The sequence below is a fragment of the Pseudomonas sp. Irchel 3H9 genome, from assembly GCF_900187495.1.
GTDB lineage: Bacteria > Pseudomonadota > Gammaproteobacteria > Pseudomonadales > Pseudomonadaceae > Aquipseudomonas > Aquipseudomonas sivasensis.
On record NZ_FYDK01000012.1, the window covers coordinates 21,566 to 42,243 of the forward strand.

Annotated in this window: 16 protein-coding genes and 2 pseudogenes; 8 read left to right on the top strand and 10 right to left on the bottom strand. The window is 60.1% G+C overall.

The window, feature by feature from the left end:
* Nucleotides 1–6 precede the first annotated feature (6 nt).
* On the bottom strand, nucleotides 7–1,326 hold the full coding sequence (locus CKW32_RS27195; protein WP_163034952.1) for a Na+/H+ antiporter family protein: 1,320 nt from the start codon (nucleotides 1,324–1,326) through the stop codon (nucleotides 7–9).
* Between the two features lie 458 nt (nucleotides 1,327–1,784).
* On the opposite strand from CKW32_RS27195, the pseudogene CKW32_RS28985 reads away from it, so the two are divergent.
* Together CKW32_RS28985 and CKW32_RS28990 are read left to right on the top strand one after the other, a co-directional pair.
* Nucleotides 1,785–2,855 (top strand): annotated as a pseudogene (locus CKW32_RS28985) (HAMP domain-containing protein); the annotation flags it as partial.
* A 345-nt stretch (nucleotides 2,856–3,200) separates the two neighbouring features.
* Nucleotides 3,201–3,713: pseudogene (locus tag CKW32_RS28990) on the top strand (methyl-accepting chemotaxis protein); the annotation flags it as partial.
* A gap of 13 nt (nucleotides 3,714–3,726) precedes the next feature.
* On the opposite strand, the gene CKW32_RS27205 reads toward CKW32_RS28990, so the two are convergent.
* From CKW32_RS27205 to CKW32_RS27220, 4 genes are read right to left on the bottom strand one after another with little or no spacing between them, the layout of a single operon-like run.
* Nucleotides 3,727–5,079 carry a sensor histidine kinase gene (locus CKW32_RS27205; protein ID WP_032886697.1) on the bottom strand — a complete coding sequence of 451 codons (1,353 nt, stop codon included), beginning with the start codon at nucleotides 5,077–5,079 and terminating at the stop codon, nucleotides 3,727–3,729.
* Complete coding sequence (locus tag CKW32_RS27210; protein ID WP_032886699.1) at nucleotides 5,076–5,744, bottom strand: response regulator transcription factor; 669 nt, start codon at nucleotides 5,742–5,744, stop codon at nucleotides 5,076–5,078. Before CKW32_RS27210 ends, CKW32_RS27205 begins: the two co-directional genes overlap by 4 nt.
* Entirely contained in the window at nucleotides 5,744–6,055 is a 312-nt protein-coding gene (locus CKW32_RS27215) for a PepSY domain-containing protein (protein ID WP_032886701.1), read from the bottom strand. Before CKW32_RS27215 ends, CKW32_RS27210 begins: the two co-directional genes overlap by 1 nt.
* The gene (locus tag CKW32_RS27220) at nucleotides 6,055–6,357 is read right to left on the bottom strand and encodes a PepSY domain-containing protein (protein ID WP_032886703.1); all 303 of its coding nucleotides are present in this window, start codon (nucleotides 6,355–6,357) and stop codon (nucleotides 6,055–6,057) included. The genes CKW32_RS27215 and CKW32_RS27220 overlap by 1 nt, the downstream gene beginning before the upstream one ends.
* A gap of 158 nt (nucleotides 6,358–6,515) precedes the next feature.
* On the opposite strand from CKW32_RS27220, the gene CKW32_RS27225 reads away from it, so the two are divergent.
* From CKW32_RS27225 to codA, 5 genes are all read left to right on the top strand, one after another.
* Nucleotides 6,516–7,595: a hypothetical protein gene (locus CKW32_RS27225; protein ID WP_095186457.1), complete on the top strand. Its 1,080-nt coding sequence runs from the start codon at nucleotides 6,516–6,518 to the stop codon at nucleotides 7,593–7,595.
* A gap of 76 nt (nucleotides 7,596–7,671) precedes the next feature.
* Entirely contained in the window at nucleotides 7,672–8,028 is a 357-nt protein-coding gene (gene queD / locus CKW32_RS27230; protein WP_003173033.1) for a 6-carboxytetrahydropterin synthase QueD, read from the top strand.
* A 327-nt stretch (nucleotides 8,029–8,355) separates the two neighbouring features.
* Nucleotides 8,356–9,624 carry a cytosine permease gene (codB, locus tag CKW32_RS27235; protein ID WP_095186458.1) on the top strand — a complete coding sequence of 423 codons (1,269 nt, stop codon included), beginning with the start codon at nucleotides 8,356–8,358 and terminating at the stop codon, nucleotides 9,622–9,624.
* Nucleotides 9,621–10,826, top strand: a complete 1,206-nt coding sequence (locus tag CKW32_RS27240; RefSeq protein ID WP_095186459.1) for a PucR family transcriptional regulator — start codon at nucleotides 9,621–9,623, stop codon at nucleotides 10,824–10,826. The genes codB and CKW32_RS27240 overlap by 4 nt, the downstream gene beginning before the upstream one ends.
* A gap of 27 nt (nucleotides 10,827–10,853) precedes the next feature.
* Nucleotides 10,854–12,089, top strand: a complete 1,236-nt coding sequence (gene codA / locus CKW32_RS27245; RefSeq protein ID WP_032886712.1) for a cytosine deaminase — start codon at nucleotides 10,854–10,856, stop codon at nucleotides 12,087–12,089.
* A 9-nt stretch (nucleotides 12,090–12,098) separates the two neighbouring features.
* Here the strand turns inward: codA and CKW32_RS27250 are convergent, their stop codons facing one another.
* The 5 genes from CKW32_RS27250 to CKW32_RS27270 all read right to left on the bottom strand — a co-directional run bounded on the left by CKW32_RS27250 (nucleotide 12,099) and on the right by CKW32_RS27270 (nucleotide 19,175).
* Nucleotides 12,099–14,249: a lipase family protein gene (locus CKW32_RS27250; RefSeq protein WP_095186460.1), complete on the bottom strand. Its 2,151-nt coding sequence runs from the start codon at nucleotides 14,247–14,249 to the stop codon at nucleotides 12,099–12,101.
* 4 nt (nucleotides 14,250–14,253) lie between these two features.
* Nucleotides 14,254–15,036 carry a hypothetical protein gene (locus CKW32_RS27255; protein WP_095186461.1) on the bottom strand — a complete coding sequence of 261 codons (783 nt, stop codon included), beginning with the start codon at nucleotides 15,034–15,036 and terminating at the stop codon, nucleotides 14,254–14,256.
* Nucleotides 15,029–15,865: a DUF4123 domain-containing protein gene (locus CKW32_RS27260; protein WP_095186462.1), complete on the bottom strand. Its 837-nt coding sequence runs from the start codon at nucleotides 15,863–15,865 to the stop codon at nucleotides 15,029–15,031. Before CKW32_RS27260 ends, CKW32_RS27255 begins: the two co-directional genes overlap by 8 nt.
* The gene (locus CKW32_RS27265) at nucleotides 15,865–17,883 is read right to left on the bottom strand and encodes a type VI secretion system tip protein VgrG (RefSeq protein WP_095186463.1); all 2,019 of its coding nucleotides are present in this window, start codon (nucleotides 17,881–17,883) and stop codon (nucleotides 15,865–15,867) included. The genes CKW32_RS27260 and CKW32_RS27265 overlap by 1 nt, the downstream gene beginning before the upstream one ends.
* Before the next feature lie 305 nt (nucleotides 17,884–18,188).
* On the bottom strand, nucleotides 18,189–19,175 hold the full coding sequence (locus tag CKW32_RS27270) for a diaminopimelate epimerase (protein WP_095186464.1): 987 nt from the start codon (nucleotides 19,173–19,175) through the stop codon (nucleotides 18,189–18,191).
* A gap of 349 nt (nucleotides 19,176–19,524) precedes the next feature.
* Between CKW32_RS27270 and CKW32_RS27275 the strand changes: the two genes are divergently transcribed.
* Nucleotides 19,525–20,676 carry an MFS transporter gene (locus tag CKW32_RS27275; protein WP_032886723.1) on the top strand — a complete coding sequence of 384 codons (1,152 nt, stop codon included), beginning with the start codon at nucleotides 19,525–19,527 and terminating at the stop codon, nucleotides 20,674–20,676.
* The last annotated feature ends 2 nt before the right edge of the window (nucleotides 20,677–20,678 follow it).

Genomic DNA, 20,678 nt, shown 5'->3' on the forward strand with positions numbered 1-20,678 from the left:
TGTAGATCAGAGCGTCATCGCCGCAAACCAGCCAAATGCCAGCAACGGGATGTTGTAGTGCAGGAACGTCGGCACCACGGTGTCCCAGATATGGTGATGCTGGCCGTCGATATTCAGGCCGGAGGTCGGACCGAGTGTCGAGTCCGACGCCGGTGAACCGGCGTCGCCCAGCGCACCCGCCGTACCGACGATGCACACGATGGCCATCGGGCTGAAGCCCAACTGCACACACAGCGGCACAAAAATCGCGGCAAGGATCGGCACTGTGGAAAACGACGAGCCGATGCCCATAGTCACCAACAGGCCCACCAGCAACATCAACAACGCACCAACCCCACGGCTGTGGCCGATGAACGCCGCCGAGGTTTCCACCAGCGAGCGCACGTCGCCGGTGGCCTTGAGCACCTCGGCAAAGCCTGAGGACGCAATCATGATGAAGCCGATCATAGCCATCATCTTCATGCCTTCGGTGAACAGGTCGTCGGTGTCGCGCCAGCGCACAATCCCCGACACCGAGAAGATGAGGAAGCCGGCCAAAGCGCCGATGATCATCGAGTCCAGCCACAGTTGAATGATGAACGCCGAGGCAATCGCCACGCCGGCCACCATCAGGGTCAGCGGGTTGTACTGAACGGCCACCTGCTCGACCCGCTCGATTTTTTCCAGGTCATACACGCGCTTTTTGCGGTAGCTGATAAAGACCGCCACCAACAAGCCAACCACCATGCCCAGGGCGGGCAGGCTCATGGCGTGGGTCACGTTGACCTGACTGATGTCCACCCCACTGTTGGCCACATTGGCCAGCAGGATCTGGTTAAGGAAGATGTTGCCGAAGCCCACCGGCAGAAACATGTAGGGGGTGATCAGGCCGAAGGTCATTACGCAGGCAACAAGGCGGCGGTCCAGTTGCAGCTTGGTCAGCACGTACAACAGTGGCGGCACCAAAAGCGGGATAAACGCAATGTGGATCGGCAGGATGTTCTGCGATGCAATCGCCACTATCCACAGCAGGCCGATCAACAGCCATTTGACGTGGCTGCCGCCGCTGGCTTCCTGGCGGTCGACCAGCAGCAGCGCCTTGTCCGCCAGGGCGTGGGCCAGGCCTGACTTGGCAATCGCCACCGCGAAAGCGCCGAGCAATGCGTAGGACAACGCCACCGTCGCGCCGCCGCCCAAACCGCCGTTGAAGGCTTTGAGCGTGGCTTCGATGCCCAGGCCACCGGTCAACCCGCCCACCAGGGCGCCGACAATGATGGCGATGACCACATGCACGCGGGACAGGCTGAGCACCAGCATGGTGCCGACCGCGGCGATGACTGCGTTAATCATGGTTACCTCAAGCAGAAACATAAAAAACAGGCATGCCCGCGCCCAGGTGGCCATTGGCTGGCGACCCGCGTGCAGGCTTTAAGGAGGTCTTATTAGAGGGCGCGCACTTTGCAGCAGGTAGGGCTACATGTCAAAAAACGACACCGATTTCAGATTTAAATTGATTGTTTGAATAAAGAAGCCTTCACAGCGGCCGATAAACTGACTCTATGTGCTTTCAGGTTAAGGATGTCCCGATGTCGCTCAGGCAGCTCTCCATTCAATGGAAAATCACCCTGCTCGCCGGTCTTTGCCTGCTAGGGATCGTGACCCTACTGGTGGGTTTGTCGCTGTATCGCATGGCGCAAAGCTCGGAGCAGGTCCAGGCGTCCAGCATGCAGATGCTCAACACCTCCGCCCAGGCACGCATCGAAGCCCAGGGCGAAGCGCAGGCGCTGGGTATTCGTCGACAGTTCATGGATGCCTACCAATACGGCCACGGTTTTTCCCGTCAGGTCCTGTTCCTGCGCGAACAGGCCGAAAAGCGCTTCCTCGATGCCTTCGACACCCGCGAAGACCTGACCCGCCAGGTCAAGGCCGCGCTGCAGGCCAACCCGGACTTGCTGGGTTTGTCCCTGGTGTTTGAAGCCAACGCGCTGGACGGCAAGGACGAGTTGTTCGCCGATCAGGCGGAGCTGGGCAGTAACAACAAGGGCCGCTTCGCCCTGTACTGGTCTCAGCCGACTCCGGGCACACTCACCTCGATGGCGCTGCCGGAAAGCGACATGGCCGACACCAGCATCGGCCCCAGCGGTGAACCGGCAAACGCCTGGTTCACCTGCCCACGCACCACCCTCAAGCCATGCGTGATCGAACCCTACTTTTATATGATCAACGGCCAGAACGTGCTGATGACCAGCATCGTGTTCCCGCTGATGGTCAACGGCAAAGTCATCGCGTCGCTGTCGGTGGACATCAACCTCAACAGCCTCCAGGCCGTGAGCCAACAGGCCAGCAAAAAACTGTACGACGGCCAGACCCAAGTGAGCATCCTCAGCTCCACCGGTTTGCTCGCCGGCTACAGTGCGGATGCCACTCAATTAAGCAAACGCCTGGATCAAGTCGACACCGTCAGCGGCCCTAAAGTGCTCAGTGCATTGGCCAGCGGCCCACAGATCCGCAGCCTGCGCACCGACCTTCAGCTCAAGGTGCTGGCGCCGTTCGCGCCGATCCCCGACGGCAAGCTGTGGGGCGTATTGCTGGATGTGCCGGAAAAAGTCCTGGTCGGCCCAGCCGAAGCACTGAAGGCGCAATTGGATGCCGACAACGCGCGTGGCACGTTGCTGGAACTGGGCCTGGGCCTGCTGGCCGCGGTGATCGGTCTGATCCTGGTATGGCTGATGGCCCGCAGCGTGACGCGACCGATCCTCGGCGTGGCACACATGCTCGAAGACATCGCCAGCGGCGAAGGCGACCTGACACGTCGCCTGGCCTACGACAAGAAGGATGAATTGGGGCAGCTCGCGGGCTGGTTCAACCGTTTCCTCGACAAGCTGCAGCCGATCATTGCCGAAGTGAAACGCTCGGTGCAGGACGCTCGTGGCACCGCCGACCAATCCGCCGCGATTGCCACGCAGACCAGCTCCGGCATGGAACAGCAGTACCGCCAGGTCGACCAGGTGGCTACCGCCTCCCACGAAATGAGTGCTACCGCCCAGGACGTCGCACGCAGCGCGGCCCAGGCCGCGCAAGCCGCACGCGATGCCGACCAGGCCACCCGCGACGGCCTGACCGTGATCGACCAAACCACCACCAACATCGGCCACCTGGCGGCGGATATGAGCACGGCCATGGCCCAGGTCGAAGGCCTGGCCGCCAATAGCGAGAAAATCGGCTCGGTACTTGAAGTGATTCGCGGCATTGCCGAGCAGACCAACCTGCTGGCGCTCAACGCAGCCATCGAAGCCGCCCGCGCCGGTGAGGCCGGTCGTGGCTTTGCGGTGGTGGCGGATGAAGTGCGCAACCTTGCGCGGCGCACCCAGGAATCGGTGGAAGAAACCCGCCTGGTGATTGAGCAACTGCAAAGCGGCACCGAGGATGTAGTCGGTTCCATGGGCAACAGTTATCGCCAGGCGCAGGGCAGTGTCGAACAGGTCGGCCAAGCCGTGACGGCCCTGCGCCAGATTGGCGATGCGGTCACAGTGATCAGCGACATGAACCTGCAGATCGCCAGCGCCGCCGAAGAGCAAAGCGCGGTGGCCGAGGAGATCAACAACAACGTGGCAACCATTCGCGATGTGACCGAGTCGTTGTCGGAACAAGCCAATGAATCGGCGCGGGTGAGCCAGGCGTTGAACAGCCTGGCGAATCAGCAGCAGGGGTTGATGGACCAGTTCCGCGTCTGAGGGTTGAAGAGGGTCAAATGTGGGAGGGAGCCGGTCGAATCGTCGCACCGCCCCTTCCACAGGGCAATTCGATCAGCACCTTGAGCCCGCCCAGCTCGCTTTCCTGCAACTGCAACACCCCGCCCCACACCTCGACGATATCCCGCACGATCCCCAGCCCCAAACCATGGCCATCAATCTGCTCATCCAGGCGTGTGCCACGGCTGAATACCTGATCGCGCTGGGTTTCGGGGATACCGGGTCCGTCATCCTCAACCACCAGCAGGTAGCTGTTGGCGGTTTCACTGATATTCAGCCGCACATCGGCATCCGCCCATTTGCAGGCGTTGTCCAGCAGGTTGCCGAGCAGTTCCAATAGGTCTTCCCGGTCCCAAGGCAATTGCAAGCCTGGGGCCGCGTGGTAACTGAGGTCCAAGTGCTCGCCGTGGACCATGTTCAGGGTGGCCAGCAAACCGGGCAGTTCTTTTTCACAGTCGAACAAGGCGCCCGGCAAGGTTTCGCCGGCCAGGCGTGCGCGGTTGAGCTCACGGTTGAGGCGCTGTTGAACCTGCTCCAACTGCTCGCGCAAGAGTTTGCTCAGTTTAGGGTGATCCTTGAGCGCCTCGCTCGACGCAGCGCTCAACAGCACCGCCAGCGGGGTTTTGAGGGCATGGCCCAGGTTGCCGAGGGCATTGCGTGAGCGCTTGAGGCTGTCTTCGGTGTGGGCCAGCAGGTGGTTGATCTGCGCCACCAGCGGCTCCAGCTCCAACGGCACCTGGGTGTCGAGTTGCGAGCGCTGGCCCTGCTGCAATTGGGCGATCTGGTTGCGGGCGGTTTCCAGCGGGCGCAAGGCGCGACGTACGGTGACCCGCTGCAGGATCAATACCAGCAGCAACGCCGCTAACCCCAGCACCAGACCGATCTGACGCATCAGCCGGAAGCTTTCCCGCACGGGTGTGTAGTCCTGAGCCACGCTGATGGAAATTGATTGGCCAAAGCGTTTGTAGTCCGAGCGCAATACCAGCAACTGCTGGCCTTCCGGGCCCAGTTGCAGGTTGCCCTTGAGCCCCACTTCGGGCAGTCGGGGCAACTCCTGATCCCACAGCGAACGGGAACGCCAATGGGTGTCAGCAAAATCGATACGGAAGTAATGCCCGGAAAACGGCCGCTGATAGGCCGGCGAGAGGCGCTGCTCATCCAACTGTACGCCGTTGGGCCCGCGCACCAGCGCCACCAACAGGTTTTCAGCGTCGTTGCGCAACCCCGCTTCCAGGTAGCGCTGCAATCCGGCTTCGAACAACCACAGACTGGTTTGCGCCAACACCAGACCGACGATCACCATCACACTGATCAACCCCAGGCTGAGGCGGCGTTGAATCGACTTCATGCAGGGCTGGCGCCAAAGCGGTAACCCTGGCCGCGCCGGGTTTCGATCACGCTGCGCCCCAATTTGCGGCGCAGGTGATTGACGTGGACTTCCAGTACGTTGGAATCGCGCTCTGTCTCGCCGTCATACAAGTGCTCAGCCAGGTGGCTTTTCGACAGGATCTGTTCGGGGTGCAGCATGAAGTAGCGCAACAGGCGGAATTCGGCGGCGGTCAGTTGGATCTCGTCACCGTCGCGCAGTACGCATTGGCGACCTTCGTCCAGGTGCAGCCCGGCGGCCTGCAAGGTGGGCTGGTTGGCCTGGCCGTGGGAACGGCGCAACAGCGCCTGGATGCGCAGGTGCAGTTCTTCGGGGTGAAAGGGTTTACTCAGGTAGTCGTCGGCACCGGCCTTGAGCCCTTCGATCCGTTCTGCCCACGAATCGCGGGCGGTAAGAACGAGCACCGGAGTGGCCAACGCGGCTGCACGCCATTGCGCCAGCACCTCAAGGCCGGGCAAACCGGGCAGGCCGAGGTCGAGGATGATCAGGTCGTAGGGTTCGCTGCGGCCCTGGTAAGCAGCGTCGCGGCCGTCGGCCAGCCAGTCGACGGCATAGCCCTGGCGCTGCAGGCCGGCCAACAATTCATCGGCCAGGGGTACGTTGTCTTCCACCAGGAGCAGGCGCATCAGTCTTCCTCGTCTTTGATCAGTACACCGTTGGTGGCGTCGAGTTTAATCTCACGTACCACACCTTCGGTGGTCACCAACTCCACTTCGTAGGCATATTGGCCGTGTTTTTTCTCAAGCTCGGCTTCCAGCAAACGGGAGCCGGGATACCGCGCCATGGCCTGCTGCAACAGTTGCTCCAGCGGCAGGATCACCCCCTGCTGGCGCAGCGCGAGGGCTTCGTCCTGGTTGAGATCGCGGGCCTGCAAACCTGAGCAGAACACCACCAGCACCAACGCCACTCGACTGCCGGCGCGTAAATTTACCTTCATTACGTATCCTGATGATTCTTGAGAACCTGCCCGGTGAGCGCGTCCAATTCAACATCCCATTCAATGCCGTGGCGATCTTCCAACTCAACCTCGTAGACGTACTTGCCATACGCCTCGTCCAGATCGGTGTCCAGCAGCGTCGAACCGGGGTGCAGGGCCAGGGCCGTGGCTTCCAGTTGGTCAAAGGCGACAATTGTAACAGTGGCGGGCACGGTCAGTGGCTTGTCGGGGTCCACGGCTCCGGCCTGGGACGCCGCGGAGGCGATGATAGCGGCGGCGACCAGAGCAGTGAGGCGTTTCATGATAAGTCTCCATAACACGAAGTTAGTCCTACGCCAGCCACGGTATATGCCGCAACTTAACTGAAACTGAATTGCCACCATGGCAATTTCGGGAAAGGCCTTTTCCCACAACCCGCGAGATTTCCTATACTGCCCCGCTCGCTTCAACAGAGACCGGTATGACAGCCATTCACATCAAGTTTCCCGCCCTGACCCTCAAGGCCGGCACGCGCGCCCTCGCCCGCATCCGCGAACAAGGCCTTAAGCCTGCCGACGTAGGCATCCTCCCCGGTGCGGCTGGCGGCCCCAAGGCTTTGGGCATCCAGGGCCTGGACTTGGCGCTGTTCGGCGACTGGCTGCCCCGCGCACCACGGGAGCGGGCGCTGATAGGCGCATCCATCGGTTCCTGGCGCTTTGCCAGCGCCTGCCTGCCCGACCCGGTGCAAGGCCTGCTGGACCTCGGCCGCTTGTACAACGAGCAGCGTTTTGCCAAAGGAGTGACCATGGCCGAGGTCACCCAGAGCTGCCAGCGCATGCTCGACGACCTGCTGGCCGGCCGCGATGCACGCGTACTGGACAATCCCGACTATCGCCTGAATATCATGGTGGTCAAAAGCCACGGCCTGCTTGCCGACGACCATCGCGGGCGCCTGGGTCTGGGCCTGTCAACGGTGATCGCCGACAACCTGCGCGGCCGCGCGCGGCTATCGCGGCATTTCGAACGGTTGATCATCCATGACCCTCGCCAACTGCCACCGGTGCATCCACTGAAGGATTTCCCATCGCGGTTTCTTGAACTGGATCCAGGCAACCTGCGCCAGGCACTTCTGGCGTCGGGCTCGATCCCGATGGTGATGCAAGGCGTGCGCGACCTGCCCGGCGCAGGCGCTGGCACCTACCGCGACGGCGGCCTGCTGGACTACCACCTTGACCTGCCCTACCACGGCGATGACATCGTGCTGTACCCGCACTTTACCGATCGGGTGATCCCCGGCTGGTTCGACAAAGGGCTGCCATGGCGGCGCAGCAATCAGCAGGGATTGCAGGACGTGTTGCTGCTGGCGCCCTCCAAGGACTACCTGGCCCGCCTGCCCCACGGCAAACTGCCGGACCGCAGCGATTTCAAACGCTTTTTGGGCGACGACAAAAGCCGCAATAAGTACTGGCAAACCGCGATGAGCGAGAGCCAGCGGTTGGGGGATGAGTTTCTGCAACTGGCGGATAACGGAGGCCTGGGCGAGCGCTTGCAGGCGCTTTGACCCAGCGGTATGCGCGGCGCGTGATCAAGCTGTTAAACTCGCCGCCTGCCAGATACCTGACCGAGCTGAAAATACTGTGGAAATCTTCAAAGAGTTTACCTTCGAATCCGCCCACCGCCTGCCGCACGTGCCGGATGGCCACAAATGCGGGCGCCTGCATGGGCATTCGTTCAAGGTGGCGATTCACCTGAGCGGCGACCTGGATCCCCACACCGGCTGGATTCGCGACTTCTCGGAGATCAAGGCGATTTTCAAGCCACTCTATGAACGCCTCGACCACAACTACCTCAATGACATCCCAGGCCTGGAAAACCCAACCAGCGAAGTGCTGGCCAAGTGGATCTGGAATGAATTGAAACCACTGCTGCCAGAACTCAGCGCAATTCGCATCCATGAGACCTGCACCAGCGGCTGTATCTATCGCGGCGAGTAAGCCAGCGATGTGAAAAAACCACCCATGCGGTGGTTTTTTTGTGGCTGCCTCACTTACAGCCACGCTTCCCGACGGTAAGGAGCACTCGCCCCGACGGCCGGACTCAAGCCCAGCGATCACACACGCTGTCCGACTGATCCATTTTGTATCACCCCTGCACTGCTTTCGTGCCCGACTGGGCACAGCGAACATTCTTTTCTGCGCTTCTGCCCTGTTTGGCTATAAATACTGTGCACCGTGCACAGCCGCCGCCGTGCGCCCGTCACTGCTGCGGATTTGGCACGCGCGGTGCAATAGGCCTCGTCACTCATTCAGGGAGCAAGGCACATGACGCAGCAAGAAACGGGCAACGATTACCCTTTAAGCGAAGTCCCCATGCATGCGCGCAAGGGCCTGGCGTCAACCGCCATGGTGCTGTTGGGCTTTACGTTTTTTACCGCGACCATGTTTGCCGGCGGCAAGCCGGGAGTAGCGTTCAGCTTCACCGACATGCTCGGCGTGGTGGCCCTGGGTAACCTGCTGCTGGGTATTTACGCCGCAGGCCTGGGCTACATTGCCTTCAAGAGTGGTTTGAACTCGGTGTTGATGGGGCGATTCTGCTTCGGCGAAGTGGGCAGCAAACTCAGCGACTTGATCCTCGGTTTCACCCAAATCGGCTGGTACGCCTGGGGCACCGCCACTGCTGCCGTGGTGCTGGGTAAATATTTCGAGCTGAGCCAGGGCAGTGTGCTGGCCTTGATGGTGCTGTTCGGCCTGGTGTTCTGCGCCACGGCCTACGTGGGCTATCGCGGGTTGGAGATTTTGTCCTACATCGCGGTGCCGGCCATGGGCCTGTTGCTGTTTTTGTCGATGTGGGTCGCCACGATGAAAATCGGCGGGCTGGACGGGTTGCTGGCGGTGGTGCCGACCGCTGAACTGGACTTGTCGACGGCAATCACCCTGGTGTTCGGCACCTTTGTCAGTGGCGCGACCCAGGCCACTAACTGGACGCGGTTTTCACGCTCAGCCAGGGTGGCGGTGCTGGCCAGCCTGATCGGTTTCTTTATCGGCAATGGCCTGATGGTGTTGATCGGGGCCTATGGCGCCATCGTTTATCAGCAACCGGACGTGGTGGAAGTATTGCTGCTGCAAGGCTTTGCCATGGCGGCGATGGCCATGTTACTGCTCAACATTTGGAGCACTCAGGACAACACCATTTATAACTTCGCCGTGGCCGGCTGCAATCTGCTGCGCACCAAACGCCGGAAAACCGTGACCCTGGCTGGTGCGGTGATCGGCACGTTGCTGGCGCTGCTCGGCATGTACGACATGCTGGTGCCCTACCTGATCCTGCTGGGCACGGTGATCCCACCCATTGGTGGCGTCATCATGGCGGACTTCTTCTACCGCTATCGCGGCCAATACCCGCGCCTGGCTGAAGCGCGTCTGCCGGCGTTCAACTGGCCGGGGCTGGTGGCGTATGCGGTGGGCACCGTGCTGGCATTCAACTCACCCTGGGTCGCGCCGTTGGTGGGGATCGCTGCCGCGTCGCTGACCTACATCGCGCTGACCGCCGTACTACGCGTGCGTGTACCGCTGGCTGACGCCCAGGCATGAGCCTGACCCTCGCCGACGTACTGGCCCTGCCCGGGCTGGAATCCATGCGCCTGCGGGCCGGTGAAGCCAGCCTGGATAACCGCGTTCGCTGGCCGTACGTGGCGGAAAACAGCGGGATCGCCGAGTGGGTACTGGGCGGCGAACTGGTGTTCGTCACCGGCATCAACCACCCGCGGGATGAAGCCAACCTGCTGCAACTGCTGGACGAAGCGTGTCAGCGCCAGGTCGCCGGATTGGTGATTCTTACCGGGCCGGCATATATCCAGGCGATACCCCAGCGTTTACTCGACGCCGCCGAAGCCGCCGGCATGCCACTGATCGAACAGCCTTATTCGTTGAAAATGGTACTGGTGACCCAGGCTATCGGCTCCGCACTGATTCAGTCCGAACAGCTGGGGCGCTCACGCCATGATGTGCTGGAGCGCTTGCTGACCGGTGACTATCAATCCCTGGATCTGCTGCTGCACCGCGCTGTGCAATTGGGCATGTCCCTGGCGGGGCATTGGCAAATTGTGCAATTGCAACTGGAAGGCAGTGAATTGCTGTTCGCCCAAGACGACGCGACGCGGGTGGAGGCGCAACTGGCCCGACAGCACGATGCAATCAGTCGCCGCTTGCGTCAGTTGTCGACCGCGCTGCCGATACTCGGGCGGGCCGGACAATGGACCCTGTTGCTACCGGCGCCGGATGCTGGCGCGGCCTCGGCCAACCGTCAGCAATTGGCCCAGTGGCTGAAGCCCCTGAACCTGCGCCTGGCACCCCTCAAGCTATTTATCGGCTTGAGCGCGGCGCGCCATCCGGCCGAGCGCCTGGCTCAAGCACAGGATGAAGCGCGCCAGGCCCTGGCCGCCGCGCGACGGTTCAGCGAGCGGGCCGGCTTGTGCGTGTATGACGAATTGGGCGTGCTCAAGTTGCTCAGCGGCGTGCGTGATCGCGCCCTGCTCGACCAATTTCTCAATGAGCGCCTCGGCCCGTTGCTGCGCCACGACCTGCACCATGGCCCCAGCCTGATGCCGACCCTGGAAGCCTGGTTTCACGAGAATGGTAACCTGATGGCCGCCGCCCAGCGCCTGGCCGTACACCGCAATACCCTGACCCACCGCATCCAGCGCATCGAAGCCCTGTGCGGGCTGACGCTGGATAATTCATATGACCGCCTGGACATCGGCATTGCCCTGATGATCTGGCGGCTGTCTGCCTGATTGTTTTTAGCCAAGAGGAACTTGCCCATGCACATCATCAACGCCCGCCTGCGCAACCGTGAAGGCCTGCATGATCTGCACCTGGAAAACGGCCGGATCGCCAGCATCACCCCACAAGCGACGCCACCCGTCATGAAGGCTGGCGACCTGGATGCCGCTGGCAATCTGGTAATCCCGCCCTTCGTCGAACCCCATATCCACCTTGACGCCACTCTTACCGCTGGCGAACCACGTTGGAACATGAGCGGCACCCTGTTCGAAGGTATCGAGTGCTGGGGAGAACGCAAAGCCACCATCACCGAGGAAGACACCAGGACCCGTGCCAAGAAAACTATCCAGTCCCTTGCCGCTCACGGCATCCAGCACGTACGCACCCATGTCGACGTGACCGACCCCGACCTCACGGCGCTCAAGGCCATGCTGCAAGTGCGCGAAGAAAGCACGCACCTGATCGACCTGCAAATCGTCGCCTTCCCTCAAGAAGGCATCGAGTCGTACCGCAACGGCCGCGAGCTCATGGAAGAAGCCATCCGCCTGGGCGCCGACGTGATCGGCGGCATCCCCCACTTTGAATACACTCGCGACCAAGGCGTGAGTTCTGTGAAATTCCTGATGGACCTGGCAGAGCGCACCGGTTGCCTGGTGGACGTGCATTGCGACGAAACCGACGACCCCCATTCGCGCTTCCTCGAAGTGTTGGCAGAAGAAGCCCGCAGCCGCGACATGGGCGCCCGCGTCACGGCCAGCCACACAACGGCCATGGGTTCCTACGACAATGCCTACTGCGCCAAGTTGTTCCGCCTGCTGGGCCACTCCGGTATCAGCTTCGTCTCGTGCCCGACCGAAAGCATCCACTTGCAAGGCCGCTTCGACAGTTTCCCGAAACGCCGAGGTGTCACGCGGGTCAACGAACTGCTCGAAGCGGGCATGAACGTGTGCTTCGGACAGGACTCCATCGTCGATCCCTGGTACCCGCTCGGCAACGGCAACATCCTGCGGGTGCTCGAAGCCGGTTTGCACATCTGCCACATGCTCGGCTACCGCAACCTGCAAAGCGCGCTCGACCTGGTGACCGACAACAGCGCCAAGGCCATGGCCCTGGGTGATCGCTACGGCCTTGAGCCTGGACGCCCAGCCAATTTGTTGATCCTCTCGGCGGACAGCGACTACGAGGTGATTCGCAGCCAAGGACTACCGCTGTACTCGATTCGCAACGGCAAGGTGTTGATGAAGCGCCAGCCCGCGCAGGTGGAGTTTGTGTAAGCACGGGGATCATACGACTGAGTCGATATCCAGCGATTGCGCCCTCCCCAGCTCGCTTGGCGTGGCGGGAGGGATACTGGCGACCTGAGGCAGTGCCTGGTTTTCACGATGACGGAACCAGCGCTTCAGGCTCGGCGGCAGCGCTGCAGAGTAGGCGTGGCTCCCGTAGATATCACGGGCATCGAGGCGACGCCAACGCAGGGTTTGCAGGCGTTCGCGACTGGTGTGCAGGCGGTCGATTTCGGCATTCAAGGGCTCGTGATATTCATAGGACCGTGCGTTGGTCGGGCGATGTCGGGTAAGTTCACGCCGCTTGTCTTGCAGTTGTTTGCGCATGGTCGCCAGGGCATGGTCGAGCAGTTCAAACTCGCGCTGGGTCACCAGAGGGCCGTTGCTATCCAAAGCTTGTTGCCAGCGCCGCAACGTCGCCCAGGCAGCAGGGATATAGCTGGCGGTCATGAAGTGCTGTTTGTATTGCACCAGTTGCCTGATCAAACCTTCGCGGTCGGGCATGTCACCTCGCACTTGCAACGCTCGACTGTGACCAGCCTCTTCGATGGACTCACAACCAGGCTTCCACAATACCGACGAGTGCGTGCCATCCGGGAGCACGATCGGCATAAAGTGCTGCTGCTCGCCATGATGTTGGTAAGGGTTGCCGCCAATACGTACCAAGCCGGCTGCGAACAGCAGACCACCTGCGGTGGGCGCGCTGAATAGCGTGACGGCGCCAGGGATCCAGAGCTTGGCGGTAGTATTCATCCAGGGCGCAGGGACGCTGGGAACGGGGTCGTTGTGGTTGACGATGCGATGGTGGACCAGCGTGGATGCGCCGCGAGTGAACTCGGAGTCGGCGGCGCGGGGAGCGCCGTAGGTGTAAAGGAGGACGTTGTAATTGGCATCGGGAATTCGACGTAACCCTTCAGCCAGGAGCAACGCAATCGCGCCACCCAGGCTGTGGCCACAAATCACAATGCGCTGGCCGGTGTGAAACTGATCAAGGTAGCGTAGTACGAAATCACGCACCGCTTGGTATGCCAGATAAAACCCTTCATGCGCCTTGCCAACACCCTCCGCGAAAAGCACCTGGTGGGCGTTGGCATCTCGCAACCCATCAGCTGAACTGGCAGTGCCTCGCACCGCTATCAGAATTACCTCATCGTGGTGAGTGATGAACGCCTGAGTATCAGTGCCGCCTTTTTCGTCATCGAAGAAATGCAAGCGCGCGGGGTGTTCCTGTTCATCCCCCAGTTCCGGGCGATTCTGTGGGTATAACGCAGGATCAAAGGGCAGGATTTCGAAGCGCCTGGAGTACGGGACTTCCTCATAGAGTGGATAGAAACGCTGTGTTTGCTCCGGATCAACTCTCCACGCTTCCTGATGCCCTGAAAGCTGCTCGGCAAATAGATTTCCGACACTTGGGTCTAGCGGAAAATGCACTTCATCCTGGGGTTTCTCCGGCGGCACCTGACCGAAGTTGCAATAACTCAGTGATGCAAACAATGCCAACTGGTACAGGTTCAAGGCACAGAAATCGTCTTGAGTGGAAAGCATTGGGCGCAAGGCTCGAAGCGGGCGTACTTCGAGAACGGTGTGGTTGTTGGGGAAGAGCACGACCCCGAACAAGGCTGGCTGGGGTGGGCCGAAGCCGAGGTCTGCCATCATTTTTAGGGCGTGGCGTTGGGGGCGATGGGCTGAAGGTGCTACAGGGGGTAGGTGGGCAATGTGACGAACCAAGTCGCTCACTTCGACTTGATAAAACTGATCCGTGCTCTGCGGTGAACGATTGCTCTCGGTTCGCTTACCGTTGGTGTTTGAAAAAGCCGTTCGCTCAGCACGGATTTGAAGCTCAGAGATCGGCAACTGGTAAGTCCTACGAGTCATTAGTTCGCGGTAGGGCTCTTCTTGCCCAGTGTATTGATTATCTAAGCTTAGAACTGCGGGACCACAATAAAGGCCCTGAAGTTTGGCGAATCCGTCACTATTTAATCGTCCTTCGTAGTGGGCTCCGGCACTGTCGTAGATAGTAAATGGAAGGCCGCCATAGGGTTTGCCACTACCTGTTTCATCTACTAAGCCAAAGCTCACCCATGCTCCTCGCAACGGGCACGCGGGCATCCTGTCACTGAAAAAATCTCGCTTCCATGCGTCCTGCACCATGATTTCACTCCTTTACACTGCACGTTGGATAGACATCACATATGCGCCCATCTGGCATTTTTATAGGCTTGAAGTCCTTAGTGTTACTGCCGCAATAGGCATGCAAATCCTCGAAACTTTTACCTATACAACGCCTCCACCCGCCTGGAACAGCTATCCATCTATCGTCAAAAGCCGGCTGTTCCTCCTCCGTTAAAGTCAGCACCACCCTAAGCGTTTTACCCGGTAGCTCATCGCGCTGTGCAACACCCCCTGCGGGCGTTTTTTGCAGTTGACCTGCCGCGTCCAGTGAACGGCATCGCAGAATCTTCCTGATCCCATGAAGAGGGCCTACCGTTCGAAACCACCACTGACATTGACCCGGCAGCTCCTGAACACCGGACTCAGGCATCCGGGGCGAATCCAGGCGATCGATAATGGAAATACCCGCAATATCCCCCCCAACATCCCCATGCCGTTTCCCCCATTTCGCATAAAAATCAAATTCCACGCCACGCAACACCAGCGGGCATCCCTCCACCGTTTCAGTTAGCGGCAATTGATAACTCACCCGACTGGCCGCAGGTTTGTATTCGGTAAAAAAGACCTTCCGCTCTGGCCGCTTGCCTCGACGCCTTGGCAAGGTGCAGGTCTCACCCGTGGCGGGCCTGTAGTTGGCGGCTGTTTTAAGTTTAAATTCCGGTGGTAGATCCACCTGCAGCGTAAAGCTTTCGACCGGCTTTACCGCACACCCCGAAAGCCCCGCCATCCCCAGCGCCAGCAGCACACCCAAGATCCGCCTACTCATCGGTTTTCTCCACCGAGCACCACAGCTGCAACGTCCGCTGGAAATGATCTTCAGGGGTTTCTCCGACGGTTGGCTGCCATCGAATCACACTGGCGCGACTGGCCTCTTCCAACCGTCGCACTACCAGAAATTCCAACTGCTCCGGCCGGTTCCATTGCCAGGCCCGAGCCTGTTCGAGTACCTGGGTCAGCCATACCCTGGGGTCTTGGAATTCGACCAGCGCTGCCAGACTTTCACTGTGCTCCGCCAGCAGGTAACGCAGGATATTGGCGTGCAAAATGGCGTAGGCATTTGGGTTAGGTATGTTCAGCCAAGGGGCTGGATCGGGCACCGGATGATCACCGGGAGCAGGGTTACTGCCATAGTGCCAACGGTCTTCATGCCAGTAACACACACTGATCAGCGGGCCAAGGAATGCTGGCCATTGCTCAACCTTCAGGTAGTTGAGTGCACGCGCCAGCGTACGATTATCGTGAAATCGGTACAGCGCCTGATGCCCCTCGGGCCCGACCAGCAGCCGGTCGCGCCAATGCCGCGTCACGTCCGTGAGGTCCACGTTTGGCAAACTGCCCAACCACCCCCAATTCATCTCCGGCTTTTGTAGAAGATCGAGCAGCGCGGGCTCGCCAACCTGATCCAGCAACAGGATCAAGGGGCCAGCCGTGGCGATTTCCGCCAGCGGGGTTTGTGCGTAGAGGCTGCAATAGTCTGGAAAGCCTCGCGCTGCCAACATCGGCTGGCGGGCTGCGTTACTGCCTTCAAGTATCAAGCACAGCCTGCGCCCTGCCTGCAGCTGCTGGCTCATCCATTGGTTTGGAAGGTTGTCCATCAGGCAGCCCTCTCACTGATATCGCACAGGCCTTCGCGGCAGCGTTCGCACACTGGACAGAAGTCCGCGCCCAGTTGCTTGGCCAAGTGCATGATGACGCCCTGGACAACGGAGACTTCAGGGGCTGTAGCAATCGACACAGAACTCGCCGACCCGGTCGCGGACGGTGTGCCACCGAGGGTAATGGGCCGACTACTGAAAATACCTCCCGCCTGGATCACCAGGTGCTCTCCGCCCGCCTTGAAGCTCAGGTGTGCGCCGGCGTCGATCACCAAGCTGGCACCGGCCTTGAGATGCACCTCTTGGCCAGCTTCGATCACGAGGGTCTGCCGGACATACGTCTGGCTATCGCCCTGCACGTCCAGGTGGTCGCTGGCTTTGAGAACAACCTTACGATCACCCGTGACATGACGATGCTCCTCACTTTCCAGGTGAACCGTGCTTAACCCCCGGATGATTTCCCGTCGCTCCCCATCCACTTCCAAGCGAGCGTCATGGCCCACCTGTTGCTCAAAATCCCGTTGAGCCCGAACGTAGATGAGCTCCTCGCCACGACGATCTTCGAGGTGCAACTCGTTGGAACCTTCACCGCCCAGGGTGCTGCGAGTGCGCAAGACACTGCGGGTCTTGTGTTGCGGCAAAGGATAGGTAGGCATGTGCAACGCATTCGGCAGGCAACCGTGGATCAACGGCTGGTCCGGGTCTCCTTCAAGGAAGGTCACCAGCACTTCCATGCCCACCCGTGGGAGCATCGTTGCGCCAAACCCATCACCGGCCCATCCTGACGCCACTCGCACCCAACAACTGCTTTTGTCATCGGTCTTGTCCAACCGGTCCCAATGAAATCGCACTTTCACCCGACCGTATGCATCGCAATGCACCTCCTCACCGGAAGGCCCGGTGACCGTTGCGGTCTGAGTCCCGTTGATGGTCGGCTTGGGGTGTTTGAGGGGCGGTCGATGCGTCGCACTCCAGGGTGTCGCCGTGAAGCGATTGCGATACCCCTGAAATGTACCCACTTCCTCTATCGCTTCCTCCAGCACCTGGGGTTGATACCCCTCGTGCCGGACCGAAGTGATTAACCAAAGGTCGTTGCAAAGCGGGTCTGGATAGTCCTGCAATTCAAGGAAATGCCCACTGCGCAATACCGGCTGGTCGCTCTTGCCCAGCGCGCGAAAACGGTCGCGTTGATGGCGCTCCAAGCCTCTGCGTGCCAGGCGCGAACCCCGTGCATGACCGCTAAAACCTGCTGGATAACAGTAGTCTTCAAGGGTTTGCGCTGCGGTCGAGCCTGCGGTGGTCTGTAAGCGCAAGGAGGGATGTTCAAAGTCATGATCGCGGCGCACCGTTTGCCCACTGCGGGTGCCCAGGCGCACATCGAAACGCTGGATAACCCGCGTATCAGCCCGCGGCCCGCCGGCAGGTGAATAACGTTGCACGGGCAAGCGGCGGAATACGGTCTGGTCATCGCCAAATACCAACACATGCGCGCCCTCGCTGTGACGGAAGTGGTAATGAATGCCCTCCTCTTCACACAGCCGCTGGATGAAATGGAGGTCGGTTTCCGCGTATTGCACACAGAACGTACGAGGCGGATACACCACCGGCCCCAGCTCAAAGGCATAGCTGTCGGCCAGAATGCCGTGGTGCTCAAGGACTGTCGCGATGATCTGGGGAACGCTGCGCTGCTGGAAAATCCGCTGGTCGCGCCGATGACCAAGGTAGGCGAGGCGCGGCGCCAACGTCAGGTGATAGCGGGTGAGCCGCCGGCCAGGATCATCGCGGCCAATTGCGTAAATCTGCCCATGCAAGCCTGTATCCGTGTCGCCGAACGCCAGGTATGCAGGCTGGTGGAGCAAAGCCTCCAGATCCAGTGAAGGATTTTCGCTGACCACCTGCACCTGAATAAAAAATGGTTGATCAACGACCTCCTGGCCTTTGAACGCCAACACTTGAAAGTCACTTTTAATACCTGGAAGGATCAAATTGAAACGTGACGAAAAAAACGCACTAACCATCCGTTGTTACCCGCCAAATCTATTTATTACCGTACTGAAATACTTTCCCCGTCAAACGTAGAAAAGTTACCGAGAGAAAGCGCCTGAACGCCATGAAGCTTAGCGATTTCAGGAAAAAATCGACCTCGGAAAAATAAAAGAGAAGTTTCGTACAACGAAGTTTGAAGGGTCTTTTACAAGATATTAATTCTATTCAACCAAACACTTCTTAAAGACAAGAAATGCCCTACACCAACTTTCGTCTAATCAATTAATTGATCGTGAAACAGCTGACACCCCCTTGGGCATCAGCGATTCAAAAAGCTTTACGCCTGAGGCCGCGCGGTCCCGAACAGACTGACGCTCTGCAGTGTGTCGTTCTGCGTATGCAGGCGGACCGGCGCAGTGCCACCAGGCATCACCACGGCGACTTCACCGCCCTCAACCCAACCCACTCGCCAAGCCGCACAGGCCACGGCACTGGCGCTGGTTCCGGAGGACGCCGTAGGGCCTTCTCCCCGTTCGAACACCCGGGCAATAACTCGGTTGCGGGAGTGCCTGGCGACCCATTGCAAATTGATCCCGGCCCAACAGGGGCGACCGCTGCCAGCCGGAGGGGCGAAGGCTATCGCCTGCAAGGGTTCATACAACGCGGGTTGCTGCATCTGTAGGTTATCCGGCAAAGCTGACACCTGATCGACCAAGGTCACACAATGAGGGTTACCTACACGCACAAACTGACTGTGTGCCCACCGCGGATCGATCGCCGCCAACGCCCTCACGTAACTCAGTTCAGTGCCGGCCAGAATTGTCTGCTCCACCTCTTGCGCACCAACGGCTGACGGCCCAAATCCAGGCAAACCCAAGGCCAGCCAAAATCCCGAGAGGTGCTCGTAGACGGCAGGCTCGACACGAGTCACCACCGGCGACACTGCATCAGGCTTGTCATGATGCACTCGCAATTCACACGCCTCAGTCATCAAGCCCTGGTCAGTGAGGGCCTGGGCGAAAATCGTCAACCCATTGCCACTGCGCTCAGCCAGGGAGCCGTCGGTGTTCACGATCAATAGGTCAAACGGCGGTTCGGTCTGGAACGGGCCAACCAACAAACCATCACAGCGGTGGGGCTTGGCATTGATGGGACGCGGCGTCGAATTCCAGTCGCATTCAGCCGTTATGGCCTGGGCTGCCCAACGCTCGCGAGCACGAACGGCTTGCACGGCGCTGTCGGGCACCTCAATGCCCTGGTTTCGTAAAAAAGCCGGGCTGGTCACGCCATAAATATTGCCTCGTGCGTCATAGAACAGGGTCATGGTGCTAGTCGCCTTCCAATTTTCATCGGTTCGTCCGCTCACTTGCCTACAGGCTGGGCAAGCAGCGTATTACACAACATAGCGTTTGTGGGAGGCGGCCTGGAAGGTGGTAATCCACCACGAGAAACCCGGGGTTCACCGGTTCCCACAGGGATTACGCACCTTCCAGGCCGCCTCCTACGAGCTCAACACCTCCTGTTGTGGCTGCCGACATCCATAGGGTTCCTGGTTTTTAAAAATTAACCTGAGTACAGGTCATCTCCGGGGAACCCGGCTCGCCCCCCAAGGCCCGATGTGCAAGGATGTCGCGTCGGACACCGTTCGTTGAACGCAAAACCAAGGATTTTTCATGACTGCCATTCCCACCTCCGCGCCCGTGATCCCCGGGCGGTTGGAGCAGATGTCGACACGTATTGCATTTTTTATCGCCGGCTTCGGCATTGCTGCGTGGGCGCCGCTGGTGCCGTACGCCAAGGCTCGTGCAGAACTGAGTGAGGGCACCTTGGGTCTGCTGCTGTTGTGCCTGGGGGTGGGGTCTATCATCGCCATGCCGGCCGCCGGCGCATTGGCATCGCGCTATGGTTGCCGACGCGTGCTGAGCGCCGGCACGATCATGATCTGCCTGGCCCTGCCCATGCTGGCCACGGTCAGCTCGATACCGTTACTGATCGCCGCGTTGTTCCTGTTTGGCGCGGGCTTGGGCACTGTGGACTCCACGGTGAACCTGCAAGCCGTGATTGTTGAGCGGGCCAGTGGCAAAACAATGATGTCGGGCTTCCATGGTTTGTTCAGCCTGGGAGGTATTGTCGGCGCGGCGGGGGTTGCCGGGTTATTGGGACTGGGGCTGTCGCCTCTCCAAGCGACCCTGGTGGTGATCGTCATCATGGCGGTGGCGCTGCTCAAGGCCGGTCCGCATTTGCTGCCCTACGGCAGTGAAAGTTCGGGCCCGGCATTTGCTGTTCCCCACGGCGTGGTGCTGTTTATCGGCTGTCTGTGCTTTATCGTGTTTTTGGCCGAAGGCGCCGTGCTTGACTGGAGTGCGGTGTTCCTCAGTGCCGAACGCGGACTTGACGAAGCCTACGCTGGCCTGGGTTACGCAGCGTTCGCCCTGACCATGACCGCCGGCCGTTTGACGGGGGATGCCATCGTACGACGCCTGGGCGCTACGCGGGTGATCGTGATCGGGGGCGCACTGGCCACCGCCGGCATGTTGCTGGCGACGTTGCTTCCAGCCTGGGAAACCGCTCTGCTGGGCTACGCATTGGTAGGCGCCGGGTGTTCGAATATCGTACCGGTGCTGTATACCGCCGTCGGTAAACAGACAGTGATGCCAGAGCACATCGCCGTGCCCGCCATCACTACCCTGGGGTATGCCGGGATTCTTGCCGGCCCCGCCGTGATCGGTTTCATCGCACATGGCAGCAGCCTGAGCAGCGCCTTCGTGCTGATCGCATTGTTACTTGCGGGTGTGTCCCTCAGCGGCAAAATTCTCAAGGTGTAAAC